The following is a 17,413-nucleotide window of genomic DNA, read 5'->3' as shown; positions in this document are numbered from 1 at the left end:
TTTTAAAAACTACTAGTAATGGTTAAGGTTAAACCGTTGGAAGCTGGAACATTTCGGCACACTCCACCAATACAGAAAATTCCTGCCCTTTGCCTTCCATAAGTTAACATAAAACGATTTGCTTTTTTTGTATAACCAACAGATCCTGTAACATAATGTATACGTTGATCAGGATTTGTATTTCCATAATTATACTGATCCATAACTGCAACAAACCAACTTGGGGAATAAGTATATTCCAAAATTCCTGTTGCCCAATTCCCTAAGTCCTGTTTAGTTGTTAAACTTTGCAATTCTGTCCGTATGGAGCTTTTATCTGAAAGCTTAAAAGAGATATCGGCAATGGCAACATCAGCATATACTGTTCCTTTACCACCAAGACCCTGTACAACCTCCATATTATAAACGAAATTTACATACATAAGGTTCATTTTGATTCGCTTGCTTATTTTTTTTGTAAGCTCTACATTGAAGTCCCTGAAAAAGACTTCATCTCCAGGAGTGAAAAAATCAGATGTGTATCCTATTCTTTTCTCGTTTAAATCATCAAGTGGAACAGTATGGATATTATTTACTGCAGAGTAATTGATGTTTAGCCCAGTTCCATATTTTCCTCCAAGAAGAGTTCCTTTTTTAATGGTATAAATTAAATCACCTTGTATCCCCATTTCACCATTAAATTGAGTAGCATATGGATAAAGAGTTGCTGCAAGGTTATAAACATGTTGTTTGGTTAAAGCAGGCAGGAAATTTATGTTTAAATTGTTTGCAGTAGCATTTCTATCAGAGCGAAAATTCATGTTATCAATTCTTTTTGCTGCTATAACAATTCCAAGTCCTTTCTGTGAATAACTTGCAGATAAAAACATAGCTTCTCCGTGCCGGTATATGTATTGATTAACAGCAGATGGATCATTGATTTTATATGCATATTCACTAAGTAAGCTAATTTTACCCCTTGAAATGTTTAATCGGCCTCCAAAACTACCTACATTTTCCGGGAGGTTGTAAATAGGGTCTTGATCACGTTGAAACTTACTTACGAAACTTGCACCTACTGTAATTCTTGTTTTCATTTCAGAAAAATACTCACTTAATTCATTGAGCATAATTTCTCCATCAATTCCCCGGACAATGCCTGGCCCATAATCAAAAAACAGCCTTTGTCTTCCAATAATTCCTTTTAAATAGATTCCGGAAAGAGGAGAATATTTAACTCTTATTCCGTCAAATGCATTATCATATCCAAGTCCGCGTTCCTCATATGTTCGCAGTATTAGACCAGTTCCAAACTGTTCATAAAAATTTCCAACCGTTACATCCAATCCATCTAATGAATAAGAAGCGTAACGAAAAGGAATTCCGTTCCCTTTGAATCCCGGATCAAACCCTTGCAAAGCATTCATGTAGCTTTCATATCTTAAGCCTGCATTGAAGTTGCCTTTTGTATAAATAATATTAGCAAAGCCATTCATTAATAACTTTTCAGGAACAATAGGGGCTCCAATTACGGTGTCAACATTGTAATATTGAACATCCGTTTGAAAGTTTCCATGAATTGATCCTACATCCTTATCCTGTGAAAAAACAGAAGATGAACAAAAAATTGCACAAAAAATAAAAGTCGATAGACAGAGTAGATTAGAATTTTTCAATGGGATAAATATTGCATTTTTATTCTTCAATTTTTTCTCCTGCAGCAAGCTTTTTAATTAATTCATATATTTTAATTTCATCCCCGTCAGAATAAGAATTATGTTGCCAAACAATTTCTCCATTTCCATTCAAAAGAAATGAATGGGGCACATTGTTAACGTTCATTGCCCTTTTGAAATCCTGGTTTGTATCAAGGTAAACCTCAAATTCCCAATTTCTGCCATTAACATAAGGCCCAACTTTATTCGTATTTCTTGCATCATCAATGGATATTGCAATTACTTTTACACCTGTTTGCTCCTGCCATTCCTCATAGCGTTCGGCAATAGCGTTAAGTTCCTTTTTACATGGGCTGCACCATGTTGCCCAAAAGCTAATGAAAATAGGTTTTCCATTATTAGAAAAATTTTCAGTGTGAAATGTTTTTCCATCTAGGGTTTTGAGTTCAGAAGCAGGGATTTTACGGGCTTTAGATTCTTGGGCCAATACGGGGTTCAAGACAAAAAGCAGGGATGCGAAAATTATACTGAGAAATTTCATGGACTAAAGTTTTTTAAAAAAAAAGAATCAGCGGATGACTTGTCCTCCGCTGATTCTCGATTGTTTAGAGAATTAATGCAAAGCTATTTATTTTAGTTTTACAAAGCACTTCTCATAGTGTTTTTTTCAATTAATGTAAAACTGAAATCTTTTTAGTTGTAACAGTATTACCTGATTTTAAATTAACAAAATATAAACCAGAGTTAAATGAGGTTGTATTTATTTCAACAGAATGATTTCCCTGACCTAAAACACCTAATTCATTTGAATAAACAAGTTCACCTATCATATTGTAAACCATTACCTGAGTATTCTCAGCACTATTGAGATTGAATACAAGGTTAGCGTTATTTGAAACTGGATTTGGGTAAACATTAACACCGAAAACAGTTGATTTTGCTTCTTCTATTCCAACAAAAAGGTTAACACGAACTGAATTAGCCTGGTAAACTTCCTTAGTAGTAACATTCTGAATAAAAGTAACTACAGTTAAACCATTCATAGTGTTAAAAACTTTAGGACCATTTTTTAAATCGTAAGTTAAAGTAAAGGGAGTGTTTTGCCCTTCTGTTTGAGTTGGAACAGTTGTGCCAGCTGCATTTGGAAGCATTTTTCTCATAACTTGCCTGAATTCTGTTTGAGAAGTAGTACCTGTTCCATTCATTTGTGATTTTAAAATAAGATCTTCAATAATAACAACATGAAGCTTTAAGTTCCCTGCAACATCAACATGTGAGGTGTAATTGCCACTAACAGTAACAACAGAATCAGCGGTATACTCAGCGTTTATATCGATATTGAAAATTGCTGGTCGGGCATATTCAGCATTAACAATAACCTGAGTTGAAGCTGTATTCCCTGGATGTCCGCTATAAGCACTTCCACCGATATTTGCATGTGGAATTCCTGTAACACCATAATAAGTGTGTCTTGTTGATGCTTCAGTAGTATATGAAGCATCGTTACCTGGTGATGGATAATTCATGTGATTTTTCAAGGCAACAATTTTTCCATTTGTAGAATTAACATTGTTGTTGTTTAGAAAAGTAGTAATTGCCGGAGCAGAAGATGCACATGGGCCACAGGTATTTGAAGTGAATTGCTCATAAAGTACTTTTCTTTGCGAAAGGTTGTTCGCAACGTAAACTGTCTTAATCACAGTGTCATTTGTTGTGAACCCATCTACGTTTCCGTTAATATTTGAGGCCCATACTTTTATTGTATGATTGCCTGTAGATGAAGGAGTCCATTGAGTACCATGTGAAAAATTATAATTTGCCAAAGGAGCAATGCTAAGTGAGGAAAGAGCTTGGGTTACCACTGCACCATTATTAATGTTGTAATTTAAATCCAAAGATGTTACCGAAACCGAACCCGCATTATTAAGACTCCCAGCAATTGTTTGAGCAATATTTAAAACATGATCATCTAAATTGATTTTTACTCCAGCCATATCAAAGCTGTTTGGAACAAATATCCGAATATCATCAACAGCAAATCCACTTGCCCAGCCATTGTTATCGTTATGATGAATAGCCACTTTAACATCGGTATTTGAATTAAAAGCTGTTAAATTAACAGTTACATTTTGCCAGGCGCTATTTGCAGTAAGAGTTTTAACGTTGGTCCAAGTTGCACCATTATTTGTACTTACCTTAATATGAGCTGTAGATCCATATTGACCATCAAAAAAAGCAGCGAATTCCATAAAAATGGCAGCATAACCTGAAAAATCCATTGATGGAGTAATTAGAAAATCAAGATTGGCAACATTTGCAGTAGCAGCCTGATTATCGTATTTATCATCATTGGATCCTGCAATTTTTGTATGTGCAGGAATTGTCCAATATTGACTAGATACTACAGTTGCTGTACCAAATTCCCAGCCAACAGAAGGTGAGCTTTGAGTTTTTGTCCAGCCACTTGGCAAAGCACCAGATTCAAAATTTTCAACTAAAATGTTTTGACTACTTAAGAATGCAATTGTTGAGAACAGCAATGTTAAGGTGAGTAAAGTTTTTTTCATATTTTTTTTTTGTTTAATTTTTTTAAAAGTAATACAAAAGTGTTAACAATCCTTTATTTAATGAAAAAAAAAGTCGTATAATTTCTTTTATTCTATGAATCCTATTAATCTTGTAAAGACATTTAAATTATGAAAGGTATTTAGAAATGCTTATTTTTGATAAATGTTTAATTAAACAATTAAAAATAATAAGATGATAAAAAACATACTTTTTGCCTTAATGCTATTAAATTTTTCATCCGTTTTTGGACAATCAATTTCATTGATTAACCCACCATCTAGTGTGTCAGGTTCTTCTGATGCCTATATTAATGCCTCTTTTGATGTAAAAAATGAGAGTGCTTCAAATATTAATGTTAAAGTAAAGCGAATAATATTATCTGAAGTTACGGGCTCTGAAAACAATTTTTGTTGGGGAACTGCTTGTTACCCTCCATTTGTAGATGAATCCCCCACTCCGGAATTTTTTACTGCTGGAGCCGTAAATACTACTTTTAAGGCAGATTATAATCCTTTGGAAAATGAAGGTGAGAGTATAATTCAGTATTGTTTTTTTAATAATGATGATCCTGCAGATTCTGTTTGTACTATTATTCATTTTATTGCAACGTCAGTGGGGATTAATGAACAGGAAGCTTCTTTGTCATTATCCAATGCTTTTCCAAATCCAACGAGTGATTTCATAGCAATTAAATATAAAATGAAGAATCCATCACATGATGCCAATTTATTGTTTTACAATGTAGTTGGAGCGGAAATCAACCGTGTTCAATTGGTTGATTTGCAAGGTTCTGTTGTTTTTCCTGTTAGTAAATTGTCTCCAGGGATTTATTTTTATTCTTTAAACTCAGAAGGAGAAAATAGCGCAACCAAGAAATTTGTTGTGAGATAGTATTTTTATTAAGCGTATCAATTTTAATATGGCTGAATAGGTAAAACCTTTTCAGCCATATGTATAATAAAGCCCTCCATTAGCATAATCCTATCCTTGCTGATTCAAACAAATTGGGAAGCTCATTTGATTACAGGATACAATTGATGAGCAAACTCTGTAAATAGAATTTCGATTTTCCTATACATTTCAGCGCCAATAATATGGGTAAAAAAACAGGATGTTCTGGGCGGAGAAAAACCAAAAAACATTAAGCTGTTTTTTGTAAATTCTATAAAATGGCTGAATTAATGACCTACTATTATTTTATGAATTTGTTTCTGGCTTATTGAATTTTCAATAGAAATAAAATATAAACCATCAGATAGATAATCAACTTTTATGTTTTCAATTGTTGAATTGGAAACTATTTTTTGAATTGTTTTGCCTGTTACATCCATCAAATTTATTGTTGAAGGACTTGGTATATTTTTAATAAAAATGATTTCAGAAACAGGATTTGGAAAAACAGAAATAGTAGCAAATTCTGAAGGTCCGTCAGTTATGCCATTGGTTGAAAATGTATTGTAATTAAAAACAAGTGTATCCGGATTAGTTGTAGTTCCTGTTTCAAAAACAATCAATTTAAGCACTCCGCTACCTTCGATATCTAATGGAGTAATATTCATTTTGACAAAGCCAGAATCCCCAGGAACAATAGGATCCATTACGCCTGAATTTGGTACTCCAGCATAGCAAGTTCCATAATCGCATAGAGAATAATCCCATCCTGCTATTAAGTTGTTGCTGATTAATTGCCACTCAAGATTGATTGTTTTATTTAAATTGTTTACAAAAGATATTTGTCTTCCACTGTATTCATCTATATTCAAAACAATATCCAAAGAATTAGAAGGTGATACAGTATAATTTTGAGCTAAAAGAAGAAAAGGAAGCATGCCAATTAAAAGAGCAGCAATTTTTTTCATATGGATTTATTTATTCGTTTTTTTTAATTATTGTTCTAAGGAACTAATGAATGCCATAGCATTGTTTTTAAATTGTTCATTCCTGTTTGTGTCTTGCTATTTTATCAAAATAGTTTTGGAAATTCAAATATAACATAATAAAACGTACAAGTAAAATTCACATCAGCAAATCAGCCAAAATACATACTCCTTTACATGCATTTTCTCGTATTACTTTTAATTTGGGGAGTTTGTCGAAATTTCCTGCATTTGGATCAATAAGATAGGTTTGTGCCGAAGACCTGGTATTATATATTAAACTAGCGGCGGGAAAAACATTTAGAGAGGTGCCAATAACAATAAAAATATCGGCTTTTTTAACAAATTTTAAAGCTTGTTCCATTTCTGGCACTTCCTCTCCAAACCAAACAATATGAGGTCGTAATTGAGAACCCTTCTCACATATTTCTCCTGATTTAATTTCGTGTCCTATTATTGGATATATTAACAAAGGATCTATTGTACTTCGTGCTTTATTTATTTCTCCATGAAGATGCAAAACGTTTTTTGAACCAGCCCTTTCATGTAAATCATCAATATTTTGGGTAATAATATTTACATTGAATTTTTGTTCAAGTTGAACTAATGCAAGATGGGCAGCATTAGGAATAGCAGAAAGAACCTGCTTTCTTCGTGCATTGTAAAATTCCAGAACTAACTTTTGATTTTTATTCCAAGCCTCAGGAGTTGCAACTTCATATATATCAAATTCTTCCCACAGGCCTCCACTGTCCCTGAAGGTCTTTATGCCACTTTCTGCGCTAATTCCAGCTCCCGTAAATACAACCAGTTCTTTTTTTGTCATCCTACTTTTATGAACTACCGCATTTAAACACTATTAATAATTTAAGTAAATCAAAGTTCAAGAAACAATATTAATAAATAAAATTTAATTCAATCATTTTATTAATGAAATTAACAAATTGCCGAATTTTATTACTTTTGACGGTTATTAAAATACTGTTATGGGAGTTAAAATCAGAAAACAAGAGGCATTAGATTATCATTCTCAGGGTAGACCTGGGAAAATTGAAGTTGTACCCACTAAACCATACAGTTCACAACGGGATCTTTCATTGGCCTATAGCCCAGGGGTAGCTGAACCTTGTCTTAAAATAGAAAAAAATAAAGAAGACGTATATAAATATACTGCGAAGGGAAACCTTGTTGCAGTAATTTCGAATGGAACTGCAGTTTTAGGTCTGGGGGATATTGGCCCAGAGGCTTCAAAGCCCGTTATGGAGGGAAAAGGATTGTTGTTTAAAATTTTTGCAGACATAGATGTTTTTGATATTGAAGTAGATGCAAAGGATATTGATCTATTTGTAAATACGGTAAAAGCAATAGCCCCTACTTTTGGAGGAATTAATTTGGAAGATATTAAAGCTCCCGAATGTTTTGAGATAGAAAGAAGATTAAAAGAGGAACTTGATATTCCAATAATGCATGATGATCAGCATGGCACTGCTATTATAACATCGGCAGCCCTGTTAAATGCACTTGAAATTGCTGGGAAAAAAATTGAAAAAGTTAAAATAGTAGTAAATGGTGCTGGGGCTTCTGCCATATCTTGTGCAAAACTATATATTGCAATGGGTGCAAAATTGGATAACCTGGTAATGTGTGATAGCAAAGGTGTGATACGAAAGGATATTGCAGATTTGGATGTACAGAAAAAATATTTTGCTACTTCTAGAAATATATACACTTTAGAGGAATCTATGAAAAATGCAGATGTTTTTCTTGGTCTTTCAAAAGGTAATGTTGTTTCAGTTGCCATGGTTAAATCAATGGCTAAAAAACCTATTGTATTTGCTCTTGCCAATCCTGATCCTGAAATTGCATATAAAGATGCCATTGCAGCAAGAAAAGATATAATTTTGGCAACTGGCAGATCTGATTACCCTAACCAGGTAAACAATGTACTTGGCTTTCCATATATTTTCCGGGGAGCACTAGATGTAAGGGCAACCTGTATAAATGAAGAAATGAAGCTGGCAGCAGTAAAATCCATTGCAGCCCTTGCGAAAGAAAATGTTCCTGAAATAGTAAATGTTGCCTATGATTCAAAAAACATTATGTTCGGAAGTGATTATATAATTCCAAAACCACTTGATCCAAGGCTTATTACAAATGTTGCTCCTGCAGTGGCCAAAGCTGCAATTAAATCAGGTGTTGCCCGTAATATTATTACTGATTGGGAAGCATATAATGAAGAACTTAAAAAACGACTTGGCCTTGACAACAAATTAATCAGGAATATAACCAACAAGGCCAAACAAAATCCACAAAGGGTTGTTTTTGCAGAAGCAGATAATTATAAAATTTTAAAAGCAGCCCAGATAGTTTCAGATGAAGGTATAGCCGTTCCGATACTTTTAGGAGATAAGGAAAAAATAAAACATTTGATAAAGGAAAACGCTTTGGATTTGGGTCATATTCAAATCATAGATCCTAGAAGTAAGCAAGAGGAGGAGAGAAGAAAAACTTTCGGAGATATTCTTTTTAATAAAAGGAAAAGACGTGGTTTTACTTTATATGAAGCCAGGAAAGTAATGCAGGAAAGAAATTATTTTGGATCAATGATGGTGGAAATGGGTGAGGCAGATGCATTAATTTCTGGCCTAACCAGAAAATATCCCGATACAATAAGGCCTGCTCTTCAAATTATTGGTAAAAGGGCAGATGTAAGAAGAGTTGCAGGAATGTATATAATGATTACCAAGTCTGGGCCTTTGTTTTTTGCTGATACAACAGTAAATGTGAATCCTACTGTTGAAGATCTGGTTGATATAACTTTACTTACAGCTGAAGCAGTTAAACAACTTAGTATTCAACCTCATGTTGCTATGCTTTCATATTCCAATTTTGGTTCCTCGGAAAGTGATGAGACACGCAAAATAAGAGAAGCGGTTTCCTTTTTACATAAAAACCATCCTGATCTTGTTGTTGATGGGGAAATGCAGGCAAATATGGCTTTAAATAAAGAATTGCGCAATGAACAATTTCCATTTTCACAATTGGCTGATCGCAATGCAAATGTTTTGATATTCCCAAACCTTGTTTCAGGAAATATAGCCTATAAACTTATACAGGAATTGGGTGCAGCAGAAGCAATTGGGCCGATTTTGATCGGAATGAAAAAGCCCGTACATATACTTCAACTCGGAAGTTCAATTAGAGAAATTGTAAATATGGTAACCATTGCTGTAGTGGATGCCCAGTCAAGAATCAGAAAATAATTACCTATACTATGATAACTCATTTAGAAGGCAAACTTGTAGAAAAAACACCTACTTATGCAGTGATAGATTGCGGCGGAGTTGGTTATTACCTTAATATTTCACTCAATACCTTTTCTGTTTTAACAGAAGGGAATCGTGTTAAATTATTTGCTCACCTGCATATTGTTGCAAGGGAGGGAACCCCAATTCTATACGGTTTTGCAGACAATGAAGAAAGAAATCTATTTAAAAACCTGATTTCTGTTTCAGGAATTGGACCTGGTACGGCACGAATGGTTTTATCTTCCTTAAATCCCAGAGAGATCATACAAGCAATTTCAAATGGAGATGTAACATTGCTGCAAAGGGTTAAGGGAGTCAGTCTTAAATCAGCTCAAAGGTTAATTGTTGATTTGAAAGATAAACTCTCAAAAGAATCCTTATTGCAAGGAATAGAATTAACGCAAACAAATAATACCAGAAATGAAGCTCTGTCTGCATTGGTAATGCTAGGTTTTGGAAAATTGGCTGCAGAAAAGGCAGTTGACAAAGCAATAAAAAATAGTGAGCATGAGTTATTGGTTGAGCAATTAATTAAGGATGCATTAAAAAGTTTGTAATATAAAAACCCTATTGTTAATAAATAAAAAAAGGTGTATATTCATCTTTATTTCTCCTATGAAAAATATAAAACTGCTATAGCCTATCGATTGAATATCTACTTAAATTAGAAATTCATTTTCTAAAAAAATAAACAGCCTAGCAGTTGAAAAACAGCAGAAACATTATTATTTCCGCATTGTCGGCTATTTCGTTTTTTACAATTGCCTGGGTTTCAAATGCAGAAATCTCTCCGGCAGAATATCTTTATGCTCTAGAAGCTGGAGATGAGAAAACGGAAGGTCAATCTATTTTGACCCTCGATGATACAATTCCCAACACTAAGGAGTCTGAACCACTTCCTTTTCCATTTAATGATCAAAGTTGGGATCCTTTCCCTAGTTCTGGTTCCAATGGTTCTATGTATTTAAAGGACCCATCAAATATACAAAGTGAATTTTCGTATGATGTTGAAACAGGAAATTACAATTATGAACAAAAGTTAGGCGATAGGAATTACAGAAGCCCTGTTTATATGACTTTTGATGAATACGTCAATTACAAAATGGATAAGTCTACCAAGGATTATTGGCGACAAAAAATTGATGCAGAGACCATTGACAAAGAAAATCCCATTATTCCAAAAATTCATGTAGGGGGAGAGGCTTTTGACCGAATATTTGGGGGGAATATTGTAGATATTAAACCTCAGGGAACAGCAGAGTTGATTTTTGGGGTTATGTCCAATAGGATTGATAATCCTGCTATACCTGAAAGGAACAGGCGACAAACAGCATTTGATTTCAATCAAAAAATTCAACTTAATGTAGTTGGAAATATCGGTGAAAAATTAAAACTTACAACCAGCTACAATACAGAAGCAACATTTGATTTTGAAAATCAAATGAAACTAGAATATACTGGTTATGAAGATGAAATCATTAAAAAAATAGAAGCAGGAAATGTTAATCTTCCACTTACCGGATCCCTAATTACCGGTAGCCAAAGTTTGTTTGGGATTAAAACTCAATTGCAGTTCGGAAGATTAACTGTAACAAGTGTTTTCTCTCAACAAAGGGGGAAAAAGCAGGAGGTTGAAACTTCGGGTGGTGCACAAACCAGTTATTTTGATATTTCTGCCGACAATTATGAATATAACAAGCACTTTTTTCTTGCTAATTATTTCAGGGAAAATTATGACAATTCCATGGCAACAATGCCAATTATCAGTTCCACTGTTAATATTACAAAGGTTGAGGTTTGGATTACAAATACCAATATTTCCTCCACTACAAACATTCGTAATGTTGTAGGTTTTATGGATTTGGGTGAACCAAATTTTTATCATCAATCAGGATATATAACACAAAATTCCGGAACATATCCTGACAATAAAGTGAATAGTCTTTATGACAAAGTCAGCAATTTGGAACCTGTAAGGAATTTCTTACAAGCCAATTCATATCTAAATAATCAAACTCAGCTTGAATTTGCCATTGATTATGATGTGGCACAAGGAGCCAGATTGTTAACTCCTGCTGAATATACTTTCCATCCTCAGTTAGGATTTATTTCACTTAATCAAACCTTAAATCCTGACCAGGTTCTTTCTGTGGCTTTTCAATATACTGTAGGTGGTTCTCCAGATATTTATCAAGTAGGGGAGTTTTCCACAGATGGTATAAATGGAGAAAAAGCACTTGTATTGAAGTTACTTAAAAGCACTAATTTAAATACTCAGATTCCTTTGTGGGATTTAATGATGAAAAATATTTATTCCATTGGTGCATATAGCGTCAATAAGGAAGGCTTTAAATTGGATGTTGTTTATAACAGTATTGAGCAAGGTATAAACATCCCTTATTTACCTGAAGGGGCATATAGGGGAAGGCCATTAATTCAGGTTCTTGGGCTCGACCGATTAAATGCTCAGGAAGATGCATCCTCAGATGGGGTTTTTGATTTTTTACCCGGACGAACAATTAACCCACAAAACGGAAGAATTTACTTTCCTGTTATTGAACCTTTTGGGAGTCATTTGAGAAAGCAGATTACAGGTGGGGATGATAATTTGCAAACAGTTGCAAATAAATATGTTTTTGAGCCCCTTTACGATACAACCAAGATTGCTGCCCAACAGAGGCCTGATCTTAATAGGTTTAGAATAAAAGGTTCCTATCAATCAACCAGTAGTTCTGAAATTTCACTTAATGCAATGAATGTTCCACAGGGTTCAGTTGTAGTTACTGCAGGGGGAGCGACTTTAGTAGAAGGTTCCGACTACACAGTTGATTATACCTTAGGAAGGGTGAAAATTATTAATGCAAGTCTTTTGGAGTCAAATACTCCAATTAAGGTTTCCCTTGAAAGTAACCAGCTTTTTGCAATTCAGTCTAAATCCTTGTTTGGTACTCATTTGGACTATAAGATAAGCAATGATTTTACTGTAGGTGCAACTATAATGAATTTGACAGAAAGACCATTAACCCAAAAAGTAAATTTCGGTGATGAACCCATGTCAAATACCATTTGGGGTCTTGATGCAAACTACCGCACTGATGCTCCTATACTAACTAAATTAGTAGACAAGCTTCCATTTCTTGCTACAAAAGAAATGTCAACAATTACTTTTCAGGGAGAATTCGCTCATTTAATTCCGGGTAATTCAAAGGCAATAGGCAAGGAAGGAGTTTCTTACCTTGATGATTTTGAAGGAAGCCAATCTGTGATTGATATTCGATCTAGTTTTGCCTGGAGCCTTGCTAGTACTCCTCAAAAGCAAACAAATTTATTTCCAGAAGCGAATTTCGTTAATGACCTTAGATATGGTTTTAACAGGGCAAAGCTAGCCTGGTATACAATTGACCCCTTGTTTTGGAGAGACAATAATTTAACGCCTACGCATATAAAAGGCTCTGAAATGCAATCCAATCATTATATGAGGGAGATTCTGGAAACAGAAATTTTTCCTAACAGGGTTCCACCTCAAGGGCAAGTTATGAATATGCCTGTTCTTGACCTTGCACTTTATCCAAATGAAAAAGGGCCTTATAATTATGATGTTCAACCCTCAGCTTATTCTGCTGGTATTGATCAAAATGGATTATTGAATGATCCGGCAAGTCGTTGGGCGGGTATTATGCGAAAGATTGACCAGAATGACTTCGAAACTGCGAATATTGAATATATACAGTTTTGGGTAATGGACCCCTTTCATTCTGATAATGGGGTAGCAACACATTCGGGAGGAGATTTATATTTCAATCTTGGTAACATTTCAGAGGATATATTAAGAGATGATCGAAAAAGTTTTGAGCATGGATTGCCTACAACCGCTAGCGTTACCAATGTTGACACCACTGCATGGGGGCGGGTTTCTTCTCTTCAGTCCCTTGTTAATGCTTTTGATACCAAGGAGGAAGCAAGGCCTTTTCAAGATATTGGGTATGATGGGTTATCCGATGAGGATGAAAAAACTTTTTTTGATAATATTTATCTTGCAAATATTGCCAGTATATATGGAGTTAATAGCCCGGCTTATCAAAAGGCATTACAGGATCCTTCGGGAGATAATTTTAAATACTTCAGGGGAACTGCACAAGATGATGATCAAAGAAATATTCTTGAAAGATATAAAGAGTTTAATGGGGTTGAAGGAAATTCCAAAACAAGCCAAAACGAAACAGAAGCATTTCCAACTGCTTCATCACCATCTCCAAACATTGAAGACATAAATCGTGACAATACATTAAGTACAAATGAAAGTTATTACCAGTACAAGGTAAGTTTAAGGCCACAGGATATGGTGGTTGGACAGAATTACATAACGGATAAAGTAACAGGATCAGGCAAAACAAAAGACGGAGAGCAAATTGATGTGGACTGGTATCAGTTTAAAATCCCTGTTCGTAACCCGGAAAAAGTAATTGGAGGGATTCAGGATTTTACCTCTATACGGTTTGTAAGAATGTTTTTAACAGGTTTTACAGATTCAGTAATTTGTCGTTTTGGAAGACTTGAACTTGTTCGTGGAGAATGGCGAAAATATCTTTATGATCTTAGATCACCAGGTGAATACCTTGCGGATGATGCTTCGGGTTCCACCCTTTTTGATGTTGGAGCAGTGAATATTGAAGAAAATGGAGTGAAAACTCCTGTAAATTATATTTTGCCTCCTGGAATAGACCGAGTAATTGATGCTGCTAACCCTCAATTAAGAAGATTAAATGAACAATCAATGGTTTTAAAAGCCTGTGATCTTGAGGATGGAGATGCAAAGGCCGCTTACAGAAATACAAATTTTGATGTAAGATCCTATAAAAAGCTAAAAATGTTTGTTCATGCAGAGGCATTAAACAATCAAGTACTTAATGATGGTGATTTAAGGTTGTTCGTAAGATTGGGAAGAGACTACAATGAAAATTATTACGAATATGAAATACCCCTGGTGGTTACCCCGCCTGGTAAATACAATGGTGATTCGGAGGCAGATAGAATTAAAGTTTGGCCGCTTATAAATGAAATTGATCTTCCTTTTGAATTGCTTACAGCCCTTAAACTGGACAGAAATGCAGCCCAGGTACCTTTTAATATTCCTTATACACGAAAAAATGGGGAACATGTATTAGCTGTAGTGGGAAATCCTCAGTTAAGTGAAATCAGTTCAATTATGATTGGGGTTAGAAATCCTAAAAAAGAAGGAACAGATGACAGTGATGATGGCTTTGCTAAGTGTGTTGAAATATGGGTGAATGAGTTAAGGCTCTCGGATTTTGATAAAAGAAATGGATGGGCAACTACAGGAAGAGTATCTGCAAAGCTTGCTGATTTTGGAGATGTAACCGTTGCCGGAAATATGAGTACTCCTGGCTTTGGTTCAATAGAAAAGAAGATCAGTGAAAGACAAAGGGCAGATATTAGATCCTATGATCTTTCTGGTAATTTCAGAATGGGCAGACTTTTACCTGAGAATTTTAATTTAAGTATCCCTATGTTCCTTGGTTATTCCGAAGGTTTTATTAATCCCCAATTTCATCCAAATGACCCGGATATTGAATTTGATGATCTTTTGAAAATCGATGATAAATCAGTAAGGGATTCAATTAAGGAATCGGTACAGGACTACACCCGCAGACGAAGCATCAATTTTGCCAATGTAAAAAAAGAAAAAGGCAAGGGAGCCTCTAAAAGCAGGATATATGATGTGGAAAATTTATCCTTCACCTACTCTTACAATGAAATATTTAAGCGTGACATTAATACAGAATACAATGAAACCAAGCTTTATCGTGGTGCTGTAATGTATAGTTTTTCCACTTCGCCAAAAAACATCAAGCCTTTTTCAAAATCTAAATTGCTTAATAAATCTAAATATGCTAAGCTCATCACTGATTTTAATTTCAATTTAATGCCAAGCAGGCTGTCCTTCTCTACTAGCCTAGACAGGATGTTTAACGAAGTACAGATAAGAAATAACAGTGGATTCGCTGATTATGTAATACCTCCCACCTTTAATAAAAACTTCACAATGACAAGGATGTATGAAGTAAGACATGATATAACCAAATCATTGAAATTTGATTTTACTGCCACCAACAATGCAAGGATCATGGAGCCGGACGGTAAAATAGATACCCAGGAAAAAAAGGATTCAATAAATCAAAGTCTAAAAGAATTAGGAACCAATGTTTTGTATAACCATGCTATGAATTTGAATTATACCTGGCCAATAAATAAATTTCCACTCACTGATTGGGTTAATTTAACTACACGTATCGGAGGAACATATGATTGGATGAGGGCCCCTTTTGCTGCCAATGAACTTGGAAATACAATTAAAAATTCACGATCAGAACAATGGAACGGACAGTTTAATTTTTTAACACTTTATAACAAAGTACCTTATTTAAAGAAAGTCAACCAAAAGTATTCAGGAAAAGGAGGTGCCCGCCAGGCTCCTAAGCCACCTGTTCCAAAGCCCGCCCTTCCAGATAGCTTAAAAGGAAAAGAAAAGGAAAAAGATCCGAATAAATTTAATATTTACGAACAATCAGCAAGAGTGATAATGAGTGTAAAGAATGCATCTTTCACTTATACAGACAATTCAGGAACAATTTTGCCAGGTTATTCTAAACCAACCACACTCCTTGGAATGGATAATTTCAATGCACCAGGATGGGGTTTTATTTCTGGTCACCAGGATACAAGTTTTGCAATGCGAGCTGTGCGAGAGGGGTGGCTTATGGAAGAATCATTGCTTATGACACCATATGCAACAACAAACAGTAAAAACTTTAATGCAAGAACGAATATAGAGCCTCTTAAAGATTTGCGCCTGGAGCTTAATGTTACAAGGAACGTTGGTAAAAGTAATTCGGAGTTTATAAGGTGGAATGATGATTTAGGTGAATTTGTAAGGGAAAGCCGCATGGAGACTGGCAACTTTAGCATGTCTTATGTGAGTTGGAATACTTCATTTATAAGGGATCTGGAAGATGGATCATCACCTGTTTTCCAGCAATTCATGGATAACCGAATTGCAATTTCAAACAAATTAGCAAATGAAAGGGAAGCAGAAACAGGGCTTCCGGTGGGTGTAAACCAGGATGGTTACAGGGAAGGTTATGGTGCTACTTCTCAGGATGTATTAATTCCTGCTTTCCTTGCTGCTTATTCCGGCACTGATGCTAATTCAGCTTCCACCAGCCTTATGCCTAAAATACCTAAGCCTAACTGGAGGATAACATATGATGGTTTATCTAAACTGGACTTGTTTAAAAAATATTTCAAGTCATTTACATTAAGTCATGCTTACCGCTCCTCATACAATATTGGCTCCTATTCAACCAATATGCTTTTTGTAGAAAATGCAGGACCAGGTTATACAGATAAAATGGATATCAATGATAATTACATTCCTCAATTTCAGATTGCTCAAATTTCAATTACAGAACAATTCAGTCCTTTAATAAATATGGACATGACCTGGCACAACAGTTTAATTACTCGTATTGAACTAAAACGTGACAGGAACCTTGCTTTTAACTTTACCGATAACAGATTACAGGAAAGCAAAGGGAATGAAGTTATAGTTGGTTTTGGATATAGGTTTAAAAATGTTCCTTTCCCATTCAAAATAGGTCCTACAAAAACAAAAGTTCAAAGTGATTTGAATTGCAGGGCAGATATATCGGTAAGGGACAATAGAATTATGATGAGGTCAATAGATGATAATTTACATCAACCAACCGGAGGCCAGCGAATTATTTCAATTAAATTAGCTGCAGATTATGTGCTTAACTCCAGGGTTAATCTTCGTTTATTCTTTGATAAAATACTTACCTCACCAGTAATTACAAACTCGTTTCCTTCATCAAACACCAATGCAGGAATTAGTTTAAGGTTTACACTTTCTTAAAGGAATATAATTAAAAAAAATGTAATTTTGACAACTTTTAAAATTCACTCT

General features: G+C 34.7%; 9 protein-coding genes. 4 read left to right on the top strand and 5 right to left on the bottom strand.

What is annotated here, in order from left to right:
* Positions 1-2 precede the first annotated feature (2 nt).
* The 3 genes from H0V01_01530 to H0V01_01520 form a co-directional block, all read right to left on the bottom strand.
* On the bottom strand, positions 3-1,685 hold the full coding sequence (locus H0V01_01530; protein ID MBA2582049.1) for a hypothetical protein: 1,683 nt from the start codon (positions 1,683-1,685) through the stop codon (positions 3-5).
* Positions 1,675-2,196, bottom strand: coding sequence for a TlpA family protein disulfide reductase (locus tag H0V01_01525; GenBank protein ID MBA2582048.1), 522 nt, complete (start codon positions 2,194-2,196; stop codon positions 1,675-1,677). The genes H0V01_01530 and H0V01_01525 overlap by 11 nt, the downstream gene beginning before the upstream one ends.
* 130 nt (positions 2,197-2,326) lie before the next feature.
* Positions 2,327-4,222 (bottom strand): Omp28-related outer membrane protein, encoded by a 1,896-nt coding sequence (locus H0V01_01520; GenBank protein MBA2582047.1) that lies wholly within the window; start codon positions 4,220-4,222, stop codon positions 2,327-2,329.
* Positions 4,223-4,415: 193 nt separating this feature from the next.
* Between H0V01_01520 and H0V01_01515 the strand changes: the two genes are divergently transcribed.
* Complete coding sequence (locus H0V01_01515; protein MBA2582046.1) at positions 4,416-5,114, top strand: T9SS type A sorting domain-containing protein; 699 nt, start codon at positions 4,416-4,418, stop codon at positions 5,112-5,114.
* Between the two features lie 287 nt (positions 5,115-5,401).
* Here the strand turns inward: H0V01_01515 and H0V01_01510 are convergent, their stop codons facing one another.
* Entirely contained in the window at positions 5,402-6,082 is a 681-nt protein-coding gene (locus H0V01_01510) for a T9SS type A sorting domain-containing protein (GenBank protein MBA2582045.1), read from the bottom strand.
* A 157-nt stretch (positions 6,083-6,239) separates the two neighbouring features.
* Entirely contained in the window at positions 6,240-6,926 is a 687-nt protein-coding gene (locus H0V01_01505) for an NAD-dependent deacylase (protein MBA2582044.1), read from the bottom strand.
* A gap of 160 nt (positions 6,927-7,086) precedes the next feature.
* Between H0V01_01505 and H0V01_01500 the strand changes: the two genes are divergently transcribed.
* From H0V01_01500 to sprA, 3 genes are all read left to right on the top strand, one after another.
* Complete coding sequence (locus H0V01_01500) at positions 7,087-9,363, top strand: NADP-dependent malic enzyme (protein MBA2582043.1); 2,277 nt, start codon at positions 7,087-7,089, stop codon at positions 9,361-9,363.
* A gap of 11 nt (positions 9,364-9,374) precedes the next feature.
* Positions 9,375-9,965 (top strand): Holliday junction branch migration protein RuvA, encoded by a 591-nt coding sequence (gene ruvA / locus H0V01_01495; protein ID MBA2582042.1) that lies wholly within the window; start codon positions 9,375-9,377, stop codon positions 9,963-9,965.
* A 146-nt stretch (positions 9,966-10,111) separates the two neighbouring features.
* Positions 10,112-17,362, top strand: coding sequence for a cell surface protein SprA (gene sprA, locus H0V01_01490; protein MBA2582041.1), 7,251 nt, complete (start codon positions 10,112-10,114; stop codon positions 17,360-17,362).
* Positions 17,363-17,413 lie beyond the last annotated feature (51 nt).

Source organism: Bacteroidota bacterium, from assembly GCA_013696965.1.
In the GTDB taxonomy this organism is placed as follows: domain Bacteria; phylum Bacteroidota; class Bacteroidia; order JACCXN01; family JACCXN01; genus JACCXN01.
This window is presented reverse-complemented; position numbering and strand designations above follow the sequence as displayed.

What these genes read in the sequence shown, in the direction of transcription:
- H0V01_01500 (MBA2582043.1), top strand. Translation starts at nt 7,087, where the DNA reads ATGGGAGTTAAAATCAGAAAACAAGAGGCATTAGATTATCATTCTCAG.
- H0V01_01515 (MBA2582046.1), top strand. Translation starts at nt 4,416, where the DNA reads ATGATAAAAAACATACTTTTTGCCTTAATGCTATTAAATTTTTCATCC.
- ruvA (MBA2582042.1), top strand. Translation starts at nt 9,375, where the DNA reads ATGATAACTCATTTAGAAGGCAAACTTGTAGAAAAAACACCTACTTAT.
- H0V01_01505 (MBA2582044.1), bottom strand. Translation starts at nt 6,926, where the DNA reads ATGACAAAAAAAGAACTGGTTGTATTTACGGGAGCTGGAATTAGCGCA.
- H0V01_01510 (MBA2582045.1), bottom strand. Translation starts at nt 6,082, where the DNA reads ATGAAAAAAATTGCTGCTCTTTTAATTGGCATGCTTCCTTTTCTTCTT.
- H0V01_01525 (MBA2582048.1), bottom strand. Translation starts at nt 2,196, where the DNA reads ATGAAATTTCTCAGTATAATTTTCGCATCCCTGCTTTTTGTCTTGAAC.
- H0V01_01520 (MBA2582047.1), bottom strand. Translation starts at nt 4,222, where the DNA reads ATGAAAAAAACTTTACTCACCTTAACATTGCTGTTCTCAACAATTGCA.